A 21,797-nucleotide genomic window follows, 5' to 3' on the forward strand; every position below is an offset into this window, starting at 1 on the left:
GCGAGGGGAGCGCGTCGGAGCGGGTTGCGGGGATTCCGGTGTTCGGACCGGTGAATCCCTGCTTCAGCCGACGCGCTTTCCAAGTACGAGAATTCGGGTGCGCATGGCACTGACCTTCTCCCCGGCGCACAGTGCCTGTCAAGTAGGTGGGACGGGGGTCTCATTATGTGAGCGGACGTACGCCTCGACACCTCCCCCGAACGCCATCGGAAGGCCACCCGCGAACGCCGGCTCCACGGGCCCGTGCGGCACCGGATACCGCCCGAACGACAGCGCCCGGCGCAGCCGGTACTCGTCGAGGGGCCCGGAGAACGCCATGCCCTGTCCGTGCGTGCACCCCATCGCGCGGAGGGCGATGACCTGCTCCGGCAGATCGACGCCGTCGGCCACGGAGCGCAGCCCCAGATCCGTGGCGATGCGCAGCAGACCGGACGTGATCTTGTGAAGGCGCGCGGACTCGACGACGCCCTCGATGAGACTGCGGTCCAGTTTCAGTACGTCGACGGGGAGCCGCCGCAGTGCGGTGATGGCCGCATAACCACTGCCGAAGCCGTCCAGGGCGATGCGCACGCCGAGTCTGCGCAGCGAGGTCAGACGGCGCTCGAGCTCGTCCAGCGGGACCCGGGGGTCGCTGTCGGCGAGCTCGATGATGAGCGCCCCCGAAGGCAGCCCGTGGCGTGTGAGGAGCGCCTCGATGGAGCCGAGGGGCATGGAGCGGTCGAGGAGACGCCGGGCGCTGATGCGGACGGCGACGGGCGTCGCGTGACCCGTGTGGCCGCGCTCGGCGGCCTGCTGGACGGCTTCTTCGAACATCCAGCGGCCGAGCTCGGCGGTGCGGGCGCTCTCCTGGGCGTCCGAGCTGTCGGCGACGCGCAGGAACTCGGCGGGCGTGAAGAGGATGCCCTGCGCCGAGCGCCAGCGTGCCTGGGCCGCGACGGAGGTGATGCGCCCGTCGTCCAGGGAGACCACGGGCTGGTGGAGCAGCGCGAACTCGCCTTCGTGCAGCGCGGTGCGCAGGCGGGTCGCCAGCTCCGCCTTGCGGACGACGTCGGCCTGCATCTGAGGCGCGTACAGCTCGACGCGGCCCTTGCCCGCGGCCTTGGCGCGGTACATCGCGAGGTCGGCGTTGCGCAGCAACTCACCCGCCCCTAGACCCGGTTCGGCGAAGGCCACGCCGATGGAGGCCGCCACGCGCACGTCGTTGCCGTCGATCGCGTAGGGCTGGGAGAGGGTGATTCTGAGCCGGTCGGCGAGTTCATAGATGTGCTGCTCGCGGGCCGCCTGGTCGCGGGTGCCGTCGCCCACGATGAGCGCGGCGAATTCGTCGCCGCCAAGCCGGGCCGCGCAGTCCCCGGACCTGACGGCCTCCTGAAGGCGGCGGGCCGCCTGGATGAGGAGCTCGTCGCCCGCCTGATGGCCGATGGTGTCGTTGACCGCCTTGAAGCCGTCCAGGTCGATGAAGAGCACGGCTGTGCCCCGGTCGGTGACTCTGCGCCCGTTGAGTGCCTGGCCGACCCGGCGGGTGAACAGGGCGCGGTTGGGCAGGTCGGTGAGCGGGTCGTGTTCCGCGTTGTGCTGCAACTGCGCCTGGAGGCGCACCCGTTCGGTGACGTCCCGGCTGTTGAAGATGAGGCCGCCCTGGTGACGGTTGACGGTGGATTCCACGTTCAGCCAGTCGCCGTCGCCGGACTTGAAGCGGCATTCGATGCGGGTCGTGGGTTCTTCGACGGGGTTCGCCGTGAGGAATCTGCGGACTTCGTGGACCACGCGGCCCAGGTCCTCGGGGTGCATGAGCGAGGCCAGTTCGGAGCCCATGAGCTCTTCGGCATCGCGGCCGTAGACCCCGGAAGCGGCCGGGCTGACGTAGTGAAGTATGCCGTTCGGAGCGGCGATCATGATGACGTCGCTCGAACCCTGCACCAGGGAGCGGAAGTGGTTCTCCTTCTGGGCCAGTTCCTGGGTGAGGGTGATGTTGTCCAGGAGCATGATGCCCTGGCGCACGACCAGGGCGAGCACGACGGTGCCCGCCGTGAAAAGCACGACTTCGTCGACGCTGCGACCACTGAGCACGTTGTAGAGAATCCCCAACGTGCAGACAGCGGCGGCCAGATACGGCGTGAGCGCGGCGAGCGATCCGGCGATCGGCCGGTTGGCGGCGGCCCGCATCCCCTTGGGGACGCCGTCGTCCTCCACACGCGCGCGGCGCACGTCGTTCGCGTCCGCCTGCTTGTGCCAGGGCTCTGCCCAGGGTGCGTACGCCAGGAGCAGCGAGCCCGCGAACCAGCCCGCATCCAGCATCTGTCCTGAGCGGTAACTGGAGTGCAGCAGCGGCGAGGTGAACATCGCGTCGCTCATGACGGTCAGCGCGAGGGCACCGATCGCCGTGTTCACCGCCGTGCGGTTGGCGGACGACCGCCTGAAGTGCAGCGCGAGGACCATGCTGACCAGCGCGATGTCGAGGAGTGGATAGGCGAGCGAGAGCGCGGCGTGCGAGACGCTCTGACCCTCGAACTGTGCCGTGTGCGCGAGAGCCAGGCTCCAGGAGAGCGTGAGCAGCGAGCCGCCGATGAGCCAGGCGTCGAGCGCGAGGCAGATCCAGCCGGCCTTGGTCACCGGGCGCTTGGCGAGCACGAGGAGGCCGATGATGGCGGGCGGCGCGAAGCACAGGAAGAACAGGTCGGCGAGGCCCGGACTCGGCACGGGGCGCTCGAGCACGACCTCGTACCAGCCCCATACGCCGTTACCCAGGGACGCCATCGCGGAGGAGAACGCGAACAGCAGCCATGCGGGTCGAAAGCGGCTGCGGCGGGTTCGTGAGTAGCGGAAGCAGGAGACCGCGGCGGCCGCCGCCGCGATGCTGAGCCCGAAGTCCCCCATGATCAGGGCGGCTCGGTCCGAACCCCAGCCGAGCGCGGCCCCGGTGGCATAACCGCCGCAGACCATGAGCAGCACGACCTGCGAGGCGATGCCCATGCCGCCGCCGGGGACGGGGCACCGGGTCAGTGGTGCTCCGGACGGAAGCGGCGCCGTCAGGCCCCCGCCGCCATCTAGGGTGGTGGCGGCTGACGGGCGGGTGCTCACCGGGCCGCCCTGGTCCGCGCCGCCCTCGTGTCCGCCCGCCTCCCGCGACTGCTCAGTCCCGGAACTTCCCGTATGCCACCGCGCGTCCGACCGCGAGCCGGTACGCATGAGACCCGCCATCGACGGCCTCGCCGCGTCGGATCGTCCGTCCATTGACCGTGCATCGCCCGTCGCCCCCCTCGCGTCTACCTGTGTCGTCCCCGGCGCCGAAACGGTCCACGGCGCAGCCCCTGTCGGGACGATACACCAGTCTCGTCACTCAGGGACATAGTCCTTCTACGCTCAGTGACTATCGGTGGCAATATGGGCACGGGGCGCACACGAATGAGTGCGGAGCGTGCCCGAACGATCCCTGAGTGGCCGCTACTTGGTCGCGCCGCCTGTTGTCAGGACGACGTTCTCCAGGGGTTCCCCGGCGACGTAGCGGGTCAGCTGCGCGGCGAGCAGACGCTTGGCGCGGGGCAGGAAGGCGGAGGTCGATCCGCCCACGTGCGGGCTGATGAGCACTCCAGGAGCCTGCCACAGGGGGTGACCTGCGGGCAGCGGTTCCGGGTCGGTGACATCGAGGGCGGCGGTGATCCGGCCGCTCTCCAGTTCGGCCAGGAGCGCCTTGGTGTCGACGACCGGGCCGCGCGCGACGTTCACCAGCAGGGCGCCGTCCTTCATGCGGGCCAGGAAGTCGCCGCTGACCAGGCCACGGGAGGTGTCGGTGAGGGGCGTGGAGAGGATGACCACATCGGCTTCCGGGAGCAGCGCCGGCAGTTCGGCGAGCGGATGCACGGGGCCGCGCTCCGTGGCACGTGCGGAGCGCGCGACGCGCGTCACCCGCGCGCACTCGAAGGGCGCGAGCCGGTCCTCGATGGCGGAACCGATCGATCCGTAGCCCACGATCAGCACGGACTTGTCGGCGAGCGCCGGATAGAACCCGGACCGCCACTCCTCCTGCCGCTGCCCTTCCACGAACCGGGGGATGCCGCGCAGGGACGCGAGGGTCAGGGCGAGCGCGAGCTCCGCCGTACTGGCCTCGTGGACCCCACGCGCGTTGCACAGCCGCACGCCGGGCGCGAGGGAGGAGAGCCCGGACTGCACGTGGTCGATGCCCGCGGTGAGCGTCTGTACGGCGCGCAGCGATGTCATCTCGGGCAGCGGGCGTACGGAGACCTCCGCGCCCTTCAGATAGGGCACTACGTAGAACGCGCAATCGGCTGGATCGGCCGGAAAGTCCGGGCCGCCGTCCCAGAAGCGGTAGTTGAGCCCGGCCTCGGCTGCCCGGGGCAGGCCGTCGATCTCGTCCGCGGCAAGGGGGAGCCATACATCTGTCGTCATGGTCAGGAGGCTAATGCGCGGAGGCCGCACGCCAGGTGGGGGGAGCCAGACGTTACGTTGGTGACCGCTCGACATGAGGTGGGGGGCACGGCCAGGTGGACCGCAGGACGATCGGCGCGGCAGCGCTCGAGGTGGGTGCGGTCGGACTCGGCTGCATGCCGATGAGCTGGGCGTACACCGGCTCCCGGCAGCGGGGCGAGGAGTCGCTGCGCACCGTGCACACCGCGCTCGACCAGGGCTCGACCCTGCTTGACACGGCGGACATGTACGGCCCGTTCACCAACGAGCTCCTGGTGGGGCGGGCGTTGAAGGAGCGGCGGGCCGAGGCCTTCGTGTCGACCAAGTGCGGGCTCCTTGTGGGCGAGCAGCACATCGTCGCCAACGGCCGCCCCGGCTATGTGAAGCGGGCCTGCGACGCGTCGCTGCGGCGGCTCCAGACCGAGACCATCGACCTGTACCAACTGCACCGCGCCGATCCCGAGGTACCCGTCGAGGAGACCTGGGGCGCGATGGCCGAGCTCGTCGCGGCGGGAAAGGTACGGGCGCTCGGCCTCTGTGCGGTGGGGGCGCGGGCTTCGCGGCGCGAGGGCAGAGGACTGCATGACGGAACGATCCGGCAGCTCGAACGCGTCCAGCAGGTCTTCCCGGTCAGCGCGGTGGAGGCCGAGCTGTCGGTGTGGTCGCGCGAGGCGCTCGACGCGCTCCTGCCGTGGTGCGCGGCGCGCGGGATCGGCTTCCTGGCGGCGATGCCGCTGGGCAACGGATTCCTCACCGGGACGCTGACGCCCGGGGAGGGCTTCGAGCCGGACGATGTGCGGGCCAGGCATCCCCGTTTCACCGCCGAGATGATGGCGGCCAACCAGCCGCTCCTGGTGGGGCTCCGCCGGGTGGCCGAGCGGCACGGGGCGACACCGGCGCAGGTGGCGCTGGGGTGGGTGCTCGCGCAAGGGCCGCACGTGGTGCCGATTCCCGGCGCCAAGCGGGAACGCTGGGCGGTGCAGAACGCGGGGGCCGCCGGGGTGCGTCTGACCGGGGCGGACCTGGCGGAGATCGAGGCGCTGCCGTCGGGGATGGGGTCGTGGGACTGAGCGGGGCCGGGAACCTGTGGGGACCTAGGGCCCTAGCGGTGTATGAACAGGAGAAGCGCTGCGTCGAAGGGAACCTGATCGTGCAACGACCTGCTGTCACGGCCGCATTGGCCGCCGCCGCCCTGGTACTCACGGCCGGTTGCTCGTCCGGGGGATCGGACGCGCCGGACAAGGGAAAGAGCCCCGGATCGAGCCCCGCGGACTCCGGCGGGACGTCCAGGGAAAAGCCACGCGCCGGTGAGGCCCCGCCTGAGAAGGGGGCGGCGAAGGTCACCAAGACTCTCACCGAGAATCTGAAGTCACCGTGGGGCCTCGCGCCGCTCCCCGGCGGGGACCTCCTCGTGTCCTCGCGCGACGAGGGGACCATCACCCGGGTCGACGGCAAGACCGGCAAGAAGACGGAGCTCGGCTCGGTCCCCGGCGCCTCCCCCGCGGGCGAGGGCGGGCTGATGGGCCTGGCGCTCTCTCCTTCGTACGCATCCGACCACATGGTCTACGCGTACTTCACCACGGAGTCGGACAACCGCATCGCCCGCATGTTGTACGACGAGAAGAAGCCGTCCGGCGAACAACTGGGCGCGCCCGACACGGTGTTCAAGGGCATCCCCAAGGGCGTCGTCCACAACGGCGGCCGGATCGCGTTCGGCCCGGACAAGATGTTGTACGCGGGCACGGGCGAGACAGGCGAGTCGGGTCTCGCGCAGGACAAGAAGTCACTGGGCGGCAAGATTCTCCGTCTGACCCCGGACGGCGACCCGGCCCCCGGCAACCCCTTCGGCGACTCCCCTGTCTATTCGTACGGCCACCGCAATGTGCAGGGCCTGGCCTGGGACGAGGACAAGCAGCTCTGGGCGGCGGAGTTCGGCCAGGACACCTGGGACGAGCTGAACGAGATCAAGGCCGGCGACAACTACGGCTGGCCCGAGGTCGAGGGCAAGGGCGACAACGACGGCTTCCATGATCCGGTGGCCCAGTGGAAGACCTCAGAGGCCTCCCCCAGCGGCATCGCCTATGCGGAGGGCTCGATCTGGATGGCGGGCCTCCGCGGTGAGCGCCTGTGGCGCATCCCGGTCCGCGGCGTGCACCCCGGCACCGTCGAACCCCAGTCATTCCTGAAGGGCGAGCAGGGCCGCTTGCGCACGGTCGTGGCGGCGGGCGGCGACAAGCTGTGGCTGGTGACGAACGAGACGGATTCCCGCGGCACCCCTGAGAAGGGGGACGACAAGATTTTGGAGGTGGAGGTGCGGTAGAGCGGGGCGGTCGAGGCGGACTACTTCTCGGGATCAGGCTCGGGGGCAGCGCCTGCGGCAGGCCCGGAGTCGGCAGGCTCGGACTCGGCGGGCTCCGCCTCCGCATCCACCTGCTGCGGCACCCGGACCACCACCTTGCCGGAGGTCAGGTCTATCGGCCCCCGGCCGGGATCACCGTCGGCCACGTCGGTCCGGCTCAGCTCCAGGCGCTTCTGCTCGTCGTCCGTGTGCTTGCGACCCGGCTGGAAAAGCTCGATCAGGTTGAACACACTGCGCCTCCTGGCGGCCGAGTTCCTTCCATCCAGCGTAAGCGAGGCCGCCGGAAACCCGTCGGAGCCGAGAAAGCGCAGGTCAGCACCAGTTCAGCCCGTCGACTGCGCACGCTCGGCGGGGAAGAGGCGCAGACGGTGAGCCAGGGCTGCCGCCTCGCCCCGGCCCGCGACACCCAGCTTGGCGAGGATGTTGGAGACGTGGACGCTCGCCGTCTTCGGGGAGATGAAGAGTTCCTCGGCGATCTGCCGGTTACTGCGGCCCGCGGCGACACGGCGGAGCACGTCCCGCTCCCGACTGGTGAGGCCGAGGGCCTCGGCCGGGTCGACCGGGGTGAGGTGGGCGCGCGGGGCGTCCTGCGTGTTCAGGGTGAGGCGGGCCCGCTGCGCGAGCCCGGCGATGGACTCGGTGAGGGGCCGGGCGCCCAGGCCGTCGGCGACGTCGCGGGCCTGCCGCAGCAGCCCGGCGGCGCGCTCACGATCCGCTTCGGCGCCCGCCCCGGCCGCGGTGGCGAGGAGGGACTCGGCCAGGCGGAGCCGGGCACGGGCGAGGTCGTAGGGGCGGCCGAGGGGTTCGAGCGCGGTGACGGTGGCGGACCAGTCGTCGGGGGCGTCGCGGTCCTCGGCGCGGAGGAGTTCGGCGCGTACCCACGTCTCGTAGGCGGCCCAGACCGGCACGGGCGCGGGGAGCTTCCTGGCCGCCCGGCGGATGCTGTCGATGGCCTCGGTCCGGCCGGGCTCGGCGGCGGGCAGACCGCGCGTATCGGCCTCCGAGGTGGCGGCTGCCAGGAGCAGGGGCCAGGTGTAGCGCTGGGTGCCGGGCGGGAAGCCCGTGGCCAGGGCCCGTTCGAGCTCGGCGCGTGCCGTGGCGACGCCGGAAGCGCGGTCGGCCTCGCCCGCCGCGATGCCGAGGGCGGCGGTGACCATGGGCAGGGAGTACTGCGGCATGAGGCCGTGCAGGCCGTAGTGGTCGCGGGCCACGGTCAGTTGGGCGGCGGCTTCGGCCACGTCGCCGCGGCCCAGGGAGACGACGGCGAGGTGCAGGGCCGAGCTGGCCCGTGGTTTGACGCTGAGCGCGCCGCGGCGGGCCGCCTCGCAGGCTTCGACCGCCTCGTCCCAACGGCCGAGCGAGAAAAGGGATTCCGCCTGGTTGACCTGGACCCAGCTCTCGGTGTCCGTGAGTCCGTACTTCCGGCAGAGCGCGAGGCCCTGCTCGCCGACCTCGATGGACTCCAGGGAGCGGCCCACGCCTTCGAGTACCGAGGGCAGGTTGACATGGATGTGCGGGATCCTGGAGACCAGGCCGGGCGGTGCCACGCACCGGTCCCTGACCGCGTACATCTCCGCGAAGCCCTCCTCGACGTCGCCCGCGTCGACCAGGAGGCCGCCGAGGATGAGCCGGGCGTTGAGTTCGGTCTCCTCGGCCTTGACCATCCGGGCGTACTCGACGGCACGTTGGGCCGCTGCCAGGGTCTCCTCGCCGGGGTTGTGGAGCATGCCCCAGGAGGCGACGTTGGTGAGGACTTCGGCATGCACCTCGGACGGCGGAAGGCCGCGGACAAGATCCTGGGCGGTGGCGATCTCCGCCCAGCCGTCGCCGCGGCCGAGCGTCGAGGTGAGCCGGGAGCGCTGGATCCAGAACCAGGCGGCGCGCAGGGGATCTTGCTCGTCCTCGAGGAGCCGCAGCGCGCGCTTGGTTATCTTCAGGGCGCGCTCGCGCTCACCGCAGAGACGACCGGCGACGGCGGCCTCCGCCATCAGGTCGAGGTAGCGCAGCGGGGTGGTGGCGGGGTCGCAGCCGCAGGGGGGATAGACCTCTGCGTAGTCGAGGGGGCGCAGTTCGTGGCGTACGTCGTCGGGGGCGTCGTCCCACAGCTCCATCGCCCGTTCGAGCAGGCGCAGTTGCTCGGAGTACGCATAGCGGCGGCGGGCCTCGACGGAGGCGCGCAGGACGGCCGGAAGCGCCTTCGCCGCGTCGTGTGCGTGGTACCAGTAGCTGGCGAGGCGGGCGGCGCGCTGGTCGGCGGCGACGAGCGAGGGGTCGGCTTCGAGGACCATGGCGAAGCGGCGGTTGATCCGGGAGCGCTCGCCGGGCAGCAGGTCGTCGCTGACGGCCTCGCGCACCAGGGAGTGCCGGAAGCGGTAGCCGTCGGCGTCGGGCGAAGGCAGCAGGATGTTGGCGCCGACCGCGGCCCGCAGCGCCTCGATCAGATCGTCCTCCGCGAGCTTCGCCACCGCGGCGAGCAGCGGGTACTCCACGGTCGAGCCGCCCTCGGCGACGATCCTCGCCACCCGCTGAGTGTCCTCGGGCAGCTCCTCGACGCGTACGAGAAGGAGATCGCGCAGGGAGTCGGTGAGGCTCGCGCAGCTGCCGCCGTGCGCGGCGACCGCGAGTTCCTCGACGAAGAAGGCGTTGCCGTCCGAGCGGTCGAAGATGTCGTCCACCAGGGACTGCGCCGGCTCGGCGCTGAGGATCCCCGCCATCTGACGGCCGACCTCACCCTTGCTGAAGCGCGAGAGTTCGATGCGCCGCACGGTCCGCAGCCGGTCGAGTTCGGCGAGGAGGGGGCGCAGGGGGTGGCGGCGGTGGATGTCGTCGGCACGGTAGGTGGCGACGACGACGAGGCTGCCGCTGCGCAGGGTGCGGAAGAGGTAGGCGAGGAGGTGCCGGGTCGAGGCGTCGGCCCAGTGCAGGTCTTCCAGGGCGATGACGACCGGGCGGTCGGCGGCGAGGCGCTCCAGGAGGCGGGCGGTCAGCTCGAAGAGGCGGGCCATGCCTTCCTCGTCGTGCTGGGCGTCGGTGCCGCGACGGCGCTGCGGGGCTTCGCCCAGTTCGGGCAGGAGCCGGGCGAGCTCGCCCTCCTGGTCGGCGGCCGCGGCGTCCACCTCGTCGGGGAGCTGGCGGCGCAGGGAGCGCAGGGCGCTGGAGAAGGGGGCGAAGGGGAGGCCGTCCGCGCCGATCTCGACGCAGCCGCCGAGCGCGACGACGGCGCCTTCGGCGCGGGCCGCCGCGGTGAACTCCTCGACGAGGCGGGTCTTGCCGACGCCTGCCTCGCCGCCGAGCAGCAATGCCTGCGGCTCGCCCGTGCCGGGGGTGTTCCCCCTGGCACGGGCGAGTGCGTCGTTCAGAACTCCCAGCTCATCGGCGCGGCCGACGAACACGGGGCTTACAGACCTGGTCTCCACAGCGGTGAGCATCGCACAGGGTGCGGGGGCCGTGGCAGTGGATATCCCAGGGGCTTCGGCGGACGTCCCCGCGCTCATTACGCGGCCCGGGTGAAGCGGGTGCGCCTCAGGGTCGTACTCACCCGCCCCTCGGTTTCCTGGCGGGCCGAGCGGCGGGCGGCGCGGGCCGCCTTCGCCTCGCGGACGAGGCGGTGGTGGTCGGCCTCGCGGGCGAGGTCTGCGGCGCGGAGCTGGTGCATCTCGTACTCGAACATGGTGACTCCCTGTCTGACTGACCTGACCTGACTCGGTCTTCGGCTTCGCTTTCTGCGATGCCTTTACTTTCGTCTGCCAGGCAGGGGTGGCACATCGGGAGAGTGCCGCATGTTGAGGGAGCGGGGGGCCTTAGGGGAGCGGAAGGGGGCCTTAGGGATCCTTACTGAGTACGCCGGAGGGGCTGACGCATCAGCGTCAGCCCCTCCGGCGTACTCAGTACCTCGCCTCGCCTGCTATCAACTGGTCGACGGCAGCCCGAAGATCAGGTCCGAGTACTTGGCGATCGCGAGCAGCAGGCCGATGACGCCGAGGGCGACACCCGCCCAGGCCACCGACTTGATCCACGGTGCCTGCGGCTGCTGGCTGGGCGCGCCGAACGCGGGCCTGACCAGGACGATGAACCCGACGACCAGCGCGGCGAGCGCGAAGGCTCCGGCGATCAGCGCCGTGATCTGCCACGAGTCGCCGTACAGGGCCTGGATCTGGTCGGCGACGCTCGCCGACTGCTTGGTCTCGAGCTGCCCGACGATGTTCGAGCGCGCCGCGGCGACCGTGCCGAGCCAGCCGCCGGACAGGCCGATCACGCCGAGAGCGGCGGAGACGACGGCTGCGGCGCCCTGGAACACGCCACTGGACTTGGCCCCGGCGACCTCTTCGACCACGACGAGCTCGTCGGCGTCATCGGCGTCGTCGACCTCGACGGCGTCCTTGGCCGCGGCCTCGCCATCGGCGGTCTTCTCCACCTTGACGGCGTCCGTCTCGGTGGCGTCCGTGGTGTCCGCGGCCTCCGGCTCTGCGGGCTTTGCGGCCGTCTCGGCCGCGGTCTCGTCCTCTGTCTTAGTTCCCATGCCCCGCACCGTACGGACGGAGTCTGAGAAGTTTCTTAACGAGCCGCCGAGCCCTCGGCACCGGCTCCCTGCCGTGCCTCCCGCGCCTTCCGCCACTCGGGCGCGAGGACCGACCACACCTCCATGTCGTGCCGCACTCCCTGCCAGGGAAAGCTCTCCCGCAGCACCCCGTCCTTGCGCATCCCCAGCCGCTCGGCCACCGCGATGCTGGGCTTGTTCAAGGAGGAGACCAGCCACTCCACGCGGTGCATACCGCGCACGTCCACCGCCCAGTCGATGAGGACCCGGCTCGCCCTGGAGACCAGACCGCGCCCGGCGGCCGAAGGCTCGAGCCAGACGCCGACCTCGCAGGATTCCGTCGCAGTCTCGAAGATCCGGAAGAACACACTGCCGACGAGCGTGTCCGCCAGCCAGATGCCGTACATCCGCCCGGTGTCGGCGGCCTGCTTGTCGGCGTAGGCCTGGAGCCGCTCCCGTGCCGATTCGAGGTCCGTCACGTTCACGGTCAGGGGCACCCATGGGCCGGCGTACTCCCGGGCCCGATCGATGTGCGTGAGGAATTCCTCGGCCTGCCAGGGCTCGATGGGCCTCAGCTCAGCGTCCTCGCCCAGCGATATCGCGAACATCCCGCTCCTTCGTCCCGTCCGGCATTACGGGGATCTTCGCACTCGCGGTGTCCGGGTTCGAGCGATATTCCGACGGCTCGATGCTGATACGCGGCAGCCAGCGGTCGAGGCGGCGCGGCAGCCACCAGTTGGCGCCGCCCAGCATGTGCATCAGGGCGGGCACCAGCAACGTACGCAGGACGAACGCGTCGAGCGCGACAGCGGCGGCGAGGCCGATGCCGAACATCGCGATGACCCGGTCGCCGCTCAGGACGAAGGCGAGGAAGACCGAAATCATGATCACGGCGGCGGAGTTGATCACGCGGCTCGTCTCGGCGAGGCCGACGCGGACGGCCCGCCGGTTGTCGCCGGTCTCCAACCACTCCTCGTACATCCGGCTGACCAGGAAGACCTGGTAGTCCATGGAGAGCCCGAAGAGGACGGACACCATGATCACGGGCAGGAAGGGTTCGACGGGCCCTGCCGAGCCGAGGCCGAGCAGTTCGCTCCCCCAGCCCCACTGGAAGATCGCGACGACGACCCCGAAGGCCGATGCCACCGCCGCCACATTCATCGCGGCGGCCTTCAGGGGAATGCCGATCGAGCGGAAGGCCAGGAGCAGCAGGACGCAGCCGAGGCCGATGACCACGCCCACGAAGAGCGGCAGCTTGCCGATGATGATCTCCGCGAAGTCGTCGTAGCTCGCCGTGACACCGCCGACCCGCAGGTCGAGCGACGTGTCGGCCTCGGCCCTCGGGATCACGTCGTCACGCAGCCGGTCGACGAGCTCGCTGGTCCGCTGGGACTGCGGGGACGAGTCCGGTACGACGGTGACGTAGGCGGCGGTGCCGTCCGCGTCGTACGTGACGGGGCTGACGGATGCGACGCCCTTCGTCGACTCGAGTACGGGGCCGAGGTTGGCGAGGGCGAGCCGGTCGCCGGCGCCGTCGACGTCCGTGACGAGCGTGAGCGGGCCGTTCACGCCGGGCCCGAAGCCGTCCGCGAGCAGGTCGTAGGCCTGGCGTGTGGTGGACGACGCCGCGTTGTTGCCCTGGTCGGACGTGCCCAGATGCAGGGAGAGCGTGGGCAGGGCGAGCAGCGCCATCACGGCGATGGCGACGCCGCCGAGCAGCTTGGGGTGGCGCTCCACGAAGGCGGACCAGCGGGCGGCGAGCCCGGTGGGCAGCTCCGGGGCAGGGCCGTGCTCGGCGAGCGCGCGCCGTTCGCGGCGGCTGAGCGCGCGCGGGCCGATCCAGGACAGGAGCGCCGGGAGCAGGGTCACCGAAGCGGCGACCGTGAGGAGCACGGTCAGCGAGCCCGCGATCGCGACGCCGTTGAGGAAGCTGAGCCGCAGGATGAGCATCCCGAGGAGCGCGATGCACACGGTGGCGCCCGCGAAGACGACCGCGCGCCCGGTGGTGGCGACCGCGCGTTCCACGGCGACGGCCACCGGGAGCCCCTGCTTGAGGCCCTTGCGGTGTCTGGTCACGATGAACAGGGCGTAGTCGATGCCGACGCCGAGCCCGATCAGGGTGCCCAGCATCGGCGCGAAGTCCGCGACGGTCATGAAGTGCCCGAGCAGCACGATGCCCGCGTATGCCGTGCCGACCGACACGAGGGCCGTGGCGATGGGCAGCAGGGAGGCGGCGAGCGAGCCGAAGGCGAGGAAGAGAACGACGGCGGCGACGGCGACCCCGACGATCTCGGCGGTCTGCGCGCTCTTGGATTCGGTGAGGGCGACAGCGCTGCCGCCGAGCTCGACGTCCAGGCTGTCGGAGCCGGCGGCCTTCGCCGTGTCGACGAGGGCCTGTGCGTCCGCCTTGTCGATGGCGTCGGCCTGCTCGTGGAAGGTGACGGTCGCGTACGCGATGCGGGCGTCGTCACTGATCTGTGTGGCGCCTCGTTCCGTGTACGGGCTGCTGACGGAGGCCACCGCGGGCATCCCCTCGATCTTGTCGAGGGTGTCGGTCATCGTCTGCTCGACGTCCGCCGCACGCACCGTGGTGCCCGCTTCGGTCCGCCAGACGACGGTGTCGCTGTCGCCGCCGAGGCCTTCGAAGCCTTCGTTCAGGAGCTGGGTCGCACGGCCTGACTCGGTGCCGGGCACTTCGTAGTCGTTCGAGTACGCCGGTCCGGCGACGGCCGCGGCGCCGGCGGCGCCGCCGAGGGCCACGAGCCAGAGGAGCACAGCGAGGAGGCGGTGCTTCACACACCATCGTGCGAGTGCTGCCACTGACCGGCTCCCTGATGTGGTTCGTGGATCTTTGTCGGGAACAGTCTTGAATGACCTGGACAGCCCGCAAAGAACGCATGAGCAATGACATAAGCGCCAGAGAGGTACTTTGGCAGGAGCTGGAGATCGTTGGTCCGGTTCGTGGGTTTCCTCACAAGGACACAAAGGGTGTGCGAGGCCCCAAGGGGACCTCGCACACCCTCAGAACTGGGGCTTCAGCAGAACTGGGCTTCAGCCCGACACGCTCGCGTGTCCGTTCTCTATGTGCCCCATCAGACGGCGCCGGAAAGCCGGCTCGCCCGCCGCCGTCACCTGAACGTCGTACCAGCCGTGCTCGTCACCCGTGTGCCAGGCGATCGTGCGACTGCTGCCCGCCTTGACGCGGACGACCCTGGTCCGCTTCCTGACGTCACCCTCGTCCACGTACCCGAGCGGTTCGACGGTGAAGACGAGCTCCTTGTGGCCCCGATTGGCCAGGGTGACGTGGATCTCGCGACGGGTGATCGCGGAGGCGAGCTGCGCGTCGCCGTCCTTGCCGCCCGCGAACTCGCGCCGGAAGCCGTTCGGCCCCGTGATCGTGAAGGCGTACGCGTCCTTGGCCACCGGCACGGTCCAAGAGGCCTCGCGGACGACGTCCTGGTGCTGCGGGACCGTGAACTCACCGGCGTACGGATAGAGCGCGAAGTGCGCGCTGGAGCGGCCGCCATTGCGAAGCCGCACCGAGAGAGCACCGCTCTCGCCCGGCTTCACGTACGCGTCCGGCTGGTAGGGCAGCGGGCGGGCACGCCGGGTGCCGGGCTCCTGGACCGGCATGGACTGCTTCAGCGGCGGCTGCGGGGCCCAGCGGCCGCTGAACGCGGGGATGACACCGGGCTTTTCGACGTCCGGCTGCCGATGGCCGCGCTTGAAGTCGAAGGCGCCGGTGAGATCGCCGGTGACCTTGCGGCGCCAGTCGCTGATGTTGGGTTCCCGCACACCGGTCCACTTCTCCAGGAAGCGCACGACGGAGGTGTGGTCGAAGACTTCGGATGAGACGTATCCGCCGACGGTCCAGGGCGAGACGACGAGCATGGGGACGCGCGCGCCGAGCCCGGTCGGAAGGCCGTTCCACCGCTCTTCCTTGTCGTCCACGCCGGGGACGGGCGGCGGGACGTGGTCGAAGAAGCCGTCGTTCTCGTCGTAGTTGATGAAGACGGCGGTGCGCCGCCAGACCTCGGGGTGCGAGGCGAGGGCGTCGAGGACCTTGTAGACGATGGTCGCGCTGTGGATCGGCGAGGAGACGCTGGGGTGCTCGGAGTCCTGGGCCGACGGCACCAGATAGCTGACCTTGGACAGCTTGCCGCCCGCGACGTCCTTGGCGAACTCCTCCGCGAGCTTGCCGGTGGGCACGCGCCGCAGGCCGCGGTCGAAGAGCGACTTCTCCGCCTTGGTGAGGGTGGCGACGCCCTCCTCCAGGGTGGCGAGCAGCTTCTCGCGCTCGGCGTCGTCCTTGGCGTCGCGCACCTTGGCGTAGAAGGCCTCCATGAAGGTGAGGCCGGTCTTGGCGAGGACCTTCTTGGCAATCGCCTTGAAGGTGGTGAAGAACTCGATCTGGTTGTCGGTGAAGTTCTCCCACTCCGTGTACGTCTGCCAGCTCACGCCCGCCTTCTCCAGGCGCTCGGCGTACGTCCCCCAGCCGTAGCCGGGGTGCTTGCCCTCGTCGTACGCGTCGTTGTCGACGGCCCGCTTGCCGTTCGCCTCGAAGCCGGTCTTGCCGCTCCACAGGTGGTTGCGGTTGGGGCTCGTCGAGGAGTGGATCGAGGAGTGGTAGGCGTCGCAGACGGTGAAGGTGTCGGCGAGTTCGTAGTGCAGCGGGATGTCGTCGCGCGTGTAGTACGCCATGGTCGCCGCGGTCTTGGCGGAGATCCAGCCGTCCATCCAGCCGTCGTGCCAGGCCTTGGCGCCGCCGGTCCAGGAGTGGTCGAGGGCGCCGATGTACTGGAGGTCCTTCTTCTGCGCGGCGGCGGCCTCGCGGACCGGGAAGGGCATGACGGTGCGGAGCACGCCCGGCTGCTCGAACACGGATTTCCCGCCGGGGAGCTGGACGGCGTTGCGGTCGCCGAAGCCGCGTACGCCGCGCAGGGCACCGAAGTAGTGGTCGAACGACCGGTTTTCCTGCATCAGGATGACGACGTGCTCGATCGAGTCGAGCCCACCGCTGCCGGACGCGGTCCTGCCCTGTGCCAGTGCCTGCTGCAACGACGGCGGCAGAAAGGATCCGACGGCGGCGGCGCCGAGTGCGCCACCGCCGACTGCCATCAGGCGTCTGCGCGATATCTCCGGGGACACGTACGACCTCCAGTCGACGACCAATGGTTCTCTGCTGATCCATTGACCTGCTCCGCCGGGACGGTAGTGAAGTCTGGTTTCCCTGTGAAGACTTGGGGACGAAGTCGACGTGAACGGATGGGCGGGGCCCTTCTGATGGATCTCCGTGGGAGAAGGAGCGGCGTTCGGTGCGTGCCCTCGGCGGGCGGTGTGAAGGGTCATGTGGCGGAGCCACCTGTCCCTTTGCGCCGTGCGTTGAGGGTGCGTGCCGGGCGTCGCGACGCCGCGGAGATCCATCAGAAGGGCCCTAGGGCCGACCGGCCCAGAGCGCCACTGTCGACGCCACGAGCGTGAGAGGGACGGTCAGCAATCCGAGCCGCGTGAAGGTCCCCAACTCCGCGTCCGTGCCGTGCTCGTGCAGGATGCGGCGCCACAGCAGCGTGGCGAGGGAGCCGACGTACGTCAGGTTCGGGCCGACGTTGACGCCGATCAGCGCGGCGAGGACGGGGCCGGGACCAGCGGGGGCGACGACGGGCAGAAGGGCCAGGATCGCGGGCAGGTTGTTGATGAGGTTGGCGAGCACGGCGGCGACGGCCGCCACGGCGAGCAGCGCGGGCAGCGACGCGCCGTCCGGCAGGAGCCACTCGATCCCGGAGCCGAGGCCGTTGTCGACGACCGCCTTGACGACGATGCCGAGCGCGAGCACGAAGAGGCAGAAGAGGGGGCTCGCCGAGCGGACGATTCCGGTGGCGGTCGTACGTTTGCGCAGCAGCGCACGGCCCGCGAGGACGGCCGCCCCTGCGAGGGCGGCCCACAGGGGCTCGAGGCCGACGAGGGAGGTGACGACGAACCCGGCGAGTGTCAGGCCGAGGACGGCCAGCGTGAACACGGGCACGGGGGTCGGCTCGGTCTCCTTGGGCTCCAGGGCGCCCGCGGCCAGATCGACGGCGAAGTACCGCCGGAAGGCGACGTACTCGATACCGATGGCGACCAGCCACGGCAACGCCATGAGCAGCGCGAACCGCGTGAAGGTGAGCCCGCTGGCGGTGAGGGCGAGGAGGTTGGTGAGGTTGGAGACGGGCAGGAGCAGCGACGCCGAGTTGGCGAGGTGGGCGGTGGCGTAGACGTGCGGGCGCGGCCTTGCCCCGACGCGGGCCGCGGTGGCGAAGACGACCGGGGTGAGCAGGACGACGGTGGCGTCGAGGCTCAGCACGGCGGTGACGGCGGCGGCCACGCCGAACACCCCGCCGAGCAGCGCCGTGGTCCGCCCTCCGCAGAGCCTGGCGACAAGATCCCCTGCGGCGGCGAAAAGCCCGTCGGCCGCGCAGAGTTGAGCGAGCACGAGCACGGCGGCGAGGAACCCGACCACGGGCAGCAGACTCCCGACCTGCGCGAGCGCGTCCCGCGGGGAGACGGCCCCGAGTCCTACGACGAGCCCGGCAGCGGGCAGCGCGGCGGCGGCCTCGGGCCATTGCCGCGGCCGTATGACGGCGAACGCGAGCACGGCGAGCAGCAGGCCCACGGAGAGGATCTCGGCGGTGAGGGTGTTCAGGGGGACGCTCCGTGGCCCGGGTGGGGCGGGTGGTTCGAACAGCACCCCGACCACCCACTCGATCGCTCCAGGGCAATCGGGTGGGTGAGCGGGAAGAATCCGCCGCGAAGCGGCGGTTCAGGCTCGGGCACGCGCAAGGCGGCGCACCCGCGAAAGGTGCGCCGCCATGGATCCCGTACGAGCCGGAGAGGCTAGCCCTCCACGCCCAGCTTCTCCAGGATCAGTTCCTTGACGCGGGCCGCGTCGGCCTGGCCCCTGGTGGCCTTCATGACCGCGCCGACCAGCGCACCGGCCGCCGCGACCTTGCCGCTGCGGATCTTGTCGGCGATGGCGGGGTTGCCCTCGATCGCCTCGTCCACGGCGGTCGTCAGGGCGCCCTCGTCCGATACGACCTTCAGGCCGCGCTTCTCGACGACCTCGTCCGGCGTGCCTTCGCCGGCCAGGACGCCCACGAAGACCTGGCGGGCCAGCTTGTCGTTCAGGTCGCCCTTGGCGACGAGCTCGGCGACCCGGGCGACCTGCTGCGGGGTGACCGGCAGCTCGTCGAGGGCCTTGCCCGACTCGTTGGCGCCGCGGGCCAGTTCGCCCATCCACCACTTGCGCGCGGCAGCCGAATCGGCGCCCGCCTCGATGGTGGCGACGATCGGGTCGACCGCACCGGCGTTCAGCATCGACTGCATGTCATGCTCCGTGACACCCCACTCCTCACGGAGGCGGTTGCGGCGCACGCGCGGCATCTCCGGGAGACCGGAGCGCAGCTCCTCGACCCACGCACGGGCCGGGGCCACCGGGACGAGGTCGGGCTCCGGGAAGTACCGGTAGTCCTCGGCGTTGTCCTTGATGCGGCCCGACGTCGTGGAGCCGTCCTCCTCGTGGAAGTGACGGGTCTCCTGGATGATCGTGCCGCCGTCGTTCAGGACGGCCGCGTGGCGCTGGATCTCGAAGCGCGCCGCACGCTCCACGGAACGGAGCGAGTTGACGTTCTTCGTCTCCGAGCGCGTACCGAACTCCTCACGCCCGTACGGACGCAGGGACAGGTTCACGTCGCAGCGCATCTGGCCCTTGTCCATCCGGGCCTCGGAGACGGCGAGCGCCTTGATGACCTCGCGCAGCTCGGCGACGTACGCCTTGGCGACCTCGGGAGCCCGCTCGCCCGCGCCCTCGATCGGCTTGGTGACGATCTCGATGAGCGGGATACCGGCGCGGTTGTAGTCCAGGAGCGAGTGCGATGCGCCGTGGATACGACCCGTCGCGCCGCCCACGTGCGTGGACTTGCCGGTGTCCTCCTCCATGTGGGCGCGCTCGATCTCCACGCGGAAGATCTCGCCGTCCTCCAGCTGGACGTCCAGATAGCCGTTGAAGGCGATCGGCTCGTCGTACTGAGAGGTCTGGAAGTTCTTCGGCATGTCCGGATAGAAGTAGTTCTTCCGGGCGAAGCGGCACCACTCGGCGATCTCGCAGTTGAGGGCGAGGCCGATCTTGATGGCGGACTCGATGCCGATCTCGTTGACGACCGGCAGCGCGCCGGGCAGTCCGAGACAGGTCGGGCAGGTCTGGCTGTTGGCGTCCTGCTTGAGCTCGGTGGAGCAGCCGCAGAACATCTTGGTCTTGGTGCCCAGCTCGACATGGACCTCGAGGCCCATGACGGGGTCGTACGTCGCGAGGGCTTCCTCGTACGACACCAGGTCAGTCGTGACAGTCACGGTGAAACTTTCCCTCTCAGCCCAGCAGGACGTCGTCGTCGCCCAGGCGCTTGAGCTCCCGGTAGAGGATCGCAAGGCCGGTGGCGATGGCGGCGGCGGACACTGCGGCGTCGATCAGCCGCAGGGTGTCGTTGTCGGTGCGTGCCATCTTCGCCTGCTTCGCGACACTGATCGCGCCGAAGGCGGTGCTGGCCAGCGAGACGTAGACACCGGTCTTGGACTTCTTGAAGTTCTTGGCCTTCTTTGCCATGGCACTCACAGCGACGGAGCCTCCTCAAGCAGCGGGTGACCCCACCTTTCCACGAAGGCGGCCTCTACGGCAGCGCCCACCTTGTAAAGGCGGTCGTCCTTCATGGCTGGGGCGATGATCTGCAGCCCGACGGGCAGGCCGTCCTCCGGCGCGAGGCCGCAGGGCAGCGACATGGCGGCGTTGCCCGCCATGTTCGACGGGATGGTGCACACGTCCGCGAGGTACATCGCCATCGGGTCGTCGGCGCGCTCACCGATCGGGAAGGCGGTGGTCGGCGTCGCGGGCGAGACGATCACGTCGACCTGCTCGAAGGACTTCTCGAAGTCCTTCGTGATCAGGGTGCGGACCTTCTGGGCGCTTCCGTAGTACGCGTCGTAGTAGCCGGAACTCAGTGCGTACGTGCCCAGGATGATGCGGCGCTTGACCTCGTCGCCGAAGCCGGCCTCGCGGGTCAGCGCGGTGACGTCCTCGGCGGACTTCGTGCCGTCGTCGCCGACGCGCAGGCCGTAGCGCATGGCGTCGAAGCGCGCGAGGTTCGAGGAACACTCGGACGGCGCGATCAGGTAGTACGCGGAGAGCGCCAGGTCGAAGGACGGGCAGTCCAGTTCGACGATCTCGGCGCCGAGCTCCTTGAGCAGCGCCACCGACTCCTGGAAGCGCTGGACGACACCTGCCTGGTAGCCCTCGCCCGCGAACTGCTTGACGACGCCGACGCGCATCCCCTGTACGGAGCCGTTGCGGGCCGCCTCGACGACCGGCGGGACCGGGGCGTCGATGGACGTCGAGTCGAGCTCGTCGTGCCCGGCGATGACCTCGTGCAGGAGCGCGGCGTCCAGGACCGTGCGGGCGCAGGGACCGCCCTGGTCGAGGGATGACGAGAACGCCACCATGCCGTAGCGCGATACGCCGCCGTAGGTCGGCTTGACGCCGACCGTGCCGGTGACGGACGCGGGCTGGCGGATGGAGCCGCCGGTGTCGGTGCCGATGGCGAGGGGGGCCTCGTACGAGGCGATGGCGGCGCTGGAGCCGCCGCCCGAGCCGCCGGGGATGCGGGTGAGGTCCCACGGGTTGCCGGTGGGGCCGTACGCGCTGTTCTCGGTGGAGGACCCCATGGCGAACTCGTCCATGTTGGTCTTGCCGAGGATGACGACGCCGGCTTCCTTCAGCTTGCGCGTGAGGGTCGCGTCGTACGGCGGGATCCAGCCCTCGAGGATCTTGGAACCGGCCGTGGTCGGGATGCCCTCGGTGGTGAAGATGTCCTTGAGCGCGAGCGGGACGCCCGCGAGGGGGCCGAGCTTCTCGCCCTTCTCCCGCTTGGCGTCGACGGCGCGGGCCTGCGCGAGGGCGCCCTCGCGGTCGACGTGCAGGAAGGCGTGCACCTTCTCGTCGACGGCCTCGATGCGGGCGAGGTGGGCCTCGGTGACCTCGACGGCCGTGAACTCGCCGGAGGCGATCTTCGAGGCGATCTCGGCGGCGGTGAGCCTGATGATGTCGATCTTGCTGTCCGTCATGGTGGTTAGTCCTCCCCCAGGATCTGCGGCACCTTGAAACGCTGCTGCTCTTGGGCCGGGGCGCCGGAGAGCGCCTGCTCGGGGGTGAGCGACGGACGGACCTCGTCCGCGCGCATGACGTTCGTCAGCGGCAGCGGGTGGGAGGTCGGCGGTACGTCTTGGTCGGCGACTTCGGAGACGCGGGCGACCGCGCCGATGATGTCGTCGAGCTGTCCGGCGAAGTGGTCGAGCTCTTCGTCCTTCAGCTCCAGACGTGCAAGGCGGGCGAGGTGGGCGACCTCCTCGCGCGTAATGCCAGGCATGCGGCGATCCTCTGGGGGTGGGTGAGTGTGT

Annotated in this window: 16 protein-coding genes; 2 read left to right on the forward strand and 14 right to left on the reverse strand. The window is 70.4% G+C overall.

The genetic code is table 11. From position 1 onward, the window contains the following. Positions 1–138: 138 nt before the first annotated feature. Positions 139–3,081, reverse strand: coding sequence for a putative bifunctional diguanylate cyclase/phosphodiesterase (locus tag ACGFSB_RS34850; protein WP_393408043.1), 2,943 nt, complete (start codon positions 3,079–3,081; stop codon positions 139–141). 363 nt (positions 3,082–3,444) lie between these two features. Further along, on the reverse strand, positions 3,445–4,407 hold the full coding sequence (locus ACGFSB_RS34855; RefSeq protein ID WP_393407835.1) for a 2-hydroxyacid dehydrogenase: 963 nt from the start codon (positions 4,405–4,407) through the stop codon (positions 3,445–3,447). A gap of 95 nt (positions 4,408–4,502) precedes the next feature. Here ACGFSB_RS34855 and ACGFSB_RS34860 point away from each other — a divergent pair, with 95 nt between their 5' ends. After that, a complete protein-coding gene (locus ACGFSB_RS34860) occupies positions 4,503–5,495 on the forward strand; it encodes an aldo/keto reductase (protein ID WP_393407838.1) in 993 nt (330 codons plus the stop codon). Between the two features lie 74 nt (positions 5,496–5,569). Beyond that, positions 5,570–6,745 (forward strand): PQQ-dependent sugar dehydrogenase, encoded by a 1,176-nt coding sequence (locus ACGFSB_RS34865; protein WP_393408046.1) that lies wholly within the window; start codon positions 5,570–5,572, stop codon positions 6,743–6,745. Positions 6,746–6,765: 20 nt separating this feature from the next. Here the strand turns inward: ACGFSB_RS34865 and ACGFSB_RS34870 are convergent, their stop codons facing one another. The 12 genes from ACGFSB_RS34870 to gatC form a co-directional block, all read right to left on the reverse strand. Beyond that, positions 6,766–7,014, reverse strand: a complete 249-nt coding sequence (locus ACGFSB_RS34870; protein ID WP_393407840.1) for a DUF6191 domain-containing protein — start codon at positions 7,012–7,014, stop codon at positions 6,766–6,768. Positions 7,015–7,107: 93 nt separating this feature from the next. Beyond that, positions 7,108–10,212, reverse strand: a complete 3,105-nt coding sequence (locus tag ACGFSB_RS34875; RefSeq protein WP_393407843.1) for an AAA family ATPase — start codon at positions 10,210–10,212, stop codon at positions 7,108–7,110. A gap of 65 nt (positions 10,213–10,277) precedes the next feature. Beyond that, entirely contained in the window at positions 10,278–10,454 is a 177-nt protein-coding gene (locus ACGFSB_RS34880) for a hypothetical protein (protein ID WP_393407845.1), read from the reverse strand. A gap of 237 nt (positions 10,455–10,691) precedes the next feature. Next, positions 10,692–11,303, reverse strand: a complete 612-nt coding sequence (locus ACGFSB_RS34885; protein ID WP_393407848.1) for a hypothetical protein — start codon at positions 11,301–11,303, stop codon at positions 10,692–10,694. A 35-nt stretch (positions 11,304–11,338) separates the two neighbouring features. Next, positions 11,339–11,929, reverse strand: a complete 591-nt coding sequence (locus ACGFSB_RS34890; protein ID WP_393407851.1) for a GNAT family N-acetyltransferase — start codon at positions 11,927–11,929, stop codon at positions 11,339–11,341. Continuing rightward, complete coding sequence (locus tag ACGFSB_RS34895; RefSeq protein ID WP_393407853.1) at positions 11,898–14,141, reverse strand: MMPL family transporter; 2,244 nt, start codon at positions 14,139–14,141, stop codon at positions 11,898–11,900. The genes ACGFSB_RS34890 and ACGFSB_RS34895 overlap by 32 nt, the downstream gene beginning before the upstream one ends. A 231-nt stretch (positions 14,142–14,372) precedes the next feature. Next, complete coding sequence (locus ACGFSB_RS34900; RefSeq protein WP_393407856.1) at positions 14,373–16,469, reverse strand: phosphocholine-specific phospholipase C; 2,097 nt, start codon at positions 16,467–16,469, stop codon at positions 14,373–14,375. A 286-nt stretch (positions 16,470–16,755) separates the two neighbouring features. Continuing rightward, a complete protein-coding gene (locus tag ACGFSB_RS34905) occupies positions 16,756–18,045 on the reverse strand; it encodes an SLC13 family permease (RefSeq protein WP_393407858.1) in 1,290 nt (429 codons plus the stop codon). Positions 18,046–18,191: 146 nt separating this feature from the next. Next, positions 18,192–19,703 carry an Asp-tRNA(Asn)/Glu-tRNA(Gln) amidotransferase subunit GatB gene (gene gatB, locus ACGFSB_RS34910; RefSeq protein WP_393407860.1) on the reverse strand — a complete coding sequence of 504 codons (1,512 nt, stop codon included), beginning with the start codon at positions 19,701–19,703 and terminating at the stop codon, positions 18,192–18,194. Between the two features lie 16 nt (positions 19,704–19,719). Next, a complete protein-coding gene (locus ACGFSB_RS34915; protein WP_393408049.1) occupies positions 19,720–19,953 on the reverse strand; it encodes a hypothetical protein in 234 nt (77 codons plus the stop codon). Positions 19,954–19,958: 5 nt separating this feature from the next. After that, positions 19,959–21,464: an Asp-tRNA(Asn)/Glu-tRNA(Gln) amidotransferase subunit GatA gene (gene gatA / locus ACGFSB_RS34920; RefSeq protein WP_393407863.1), complete on the reverse strand. Its 1,506-nt coding sequence runs from the start codon at positions 21,462–21,464 to the stop codon at positions 19,959–19,961. 5 nt (positions 21,465–21,469) lie between these two features. Continuing rightward, on the reverse strand, positions 21,470–21,766 hold the full coding sequence (gene gatC / locus ACGFSB_RS34925; protein WP_016642027.1) for an Asp-tRNA(Asn)/Glu-tRNA(Gln) amidotransferase subunit GatC: 297 nt from the start codon (positions 21,764–21,766) through the stop codon (positions 21,470–21,472). Positions 21,767–21,797 lie beyond the last annotated feature (31 nt).

Origin of the sequence: Streptomyces sp. NPDC048441 (assembly GCF_043200235.1) — a bacterium.
Taxonomy (GTDB): Bacteria; Actinomycetota; Actinomycetes; order Streptomycetales; family Streptomycetaceae; genus Streptomyces.

Excerpts from the sequence above, each read along its gene's own strand:
- ACGFSB_RS34885 (WP_393407848.1), bottom strand. The coding sequence starts at position 11,303 with ATGGGAACTAAGACAGAGGACGAGACCGCGGCCGAGACGGCCGCAAAG.
- ACGFSB_RS34855 (WP_393407835.1), bottom strand. The coding sequence starts at position 4,407 with ATGACGACAGATGTATGGCTCCCCCTTGCCGCGGACGAGATCGACGGC.
- gatA (WP_393407863.1), bottom strand. The coding sequence starts at position 21,464 with ATGACGGACAGCAAGATCGACATCATCAGGCTCACCGCCGCCGAGATC.
- ACGFSB_RS34915 (WP_393408049.1), bottom strand. The coding sequence starts at position 19,953 with ATGGCAAAGAAGGCCAAGAACTTCAAGAAGTCCAAGACCGGTGTCTAC.
- ACGFSB_RS34875 (WP_393407843.1), bottom strand. The coding sequence starts at position 10,212 with ATGCTCACCGCTGTGGAGACCAGGTCTGTAAGCCCCGTGTTCGTCGGC.
- ACGFSB_RS34880 (WP_393407845.1), bottom strand. The coding sequence starts at position 10,454 with ATGTTCGAGTACGAGATGCACCAGCTCCGCGCCGCAGACCTCGCCCGC.
- ACGFSB_RS34890 (WP_393407851.1), bottom strand. The coding sequence starts at position 11,929 with ATGTTCGCGATATCGCTGGGCGAGGACGCTGAGCTGAGGCCCATCGAG.
- gatC (WP_016642027.1), bottom strand. The coding sequence starts at position 21,766 with ATGCCTGGCATTACGCGCGAGGAGGTCGCCCACCTCGCCCGCCTTGCA.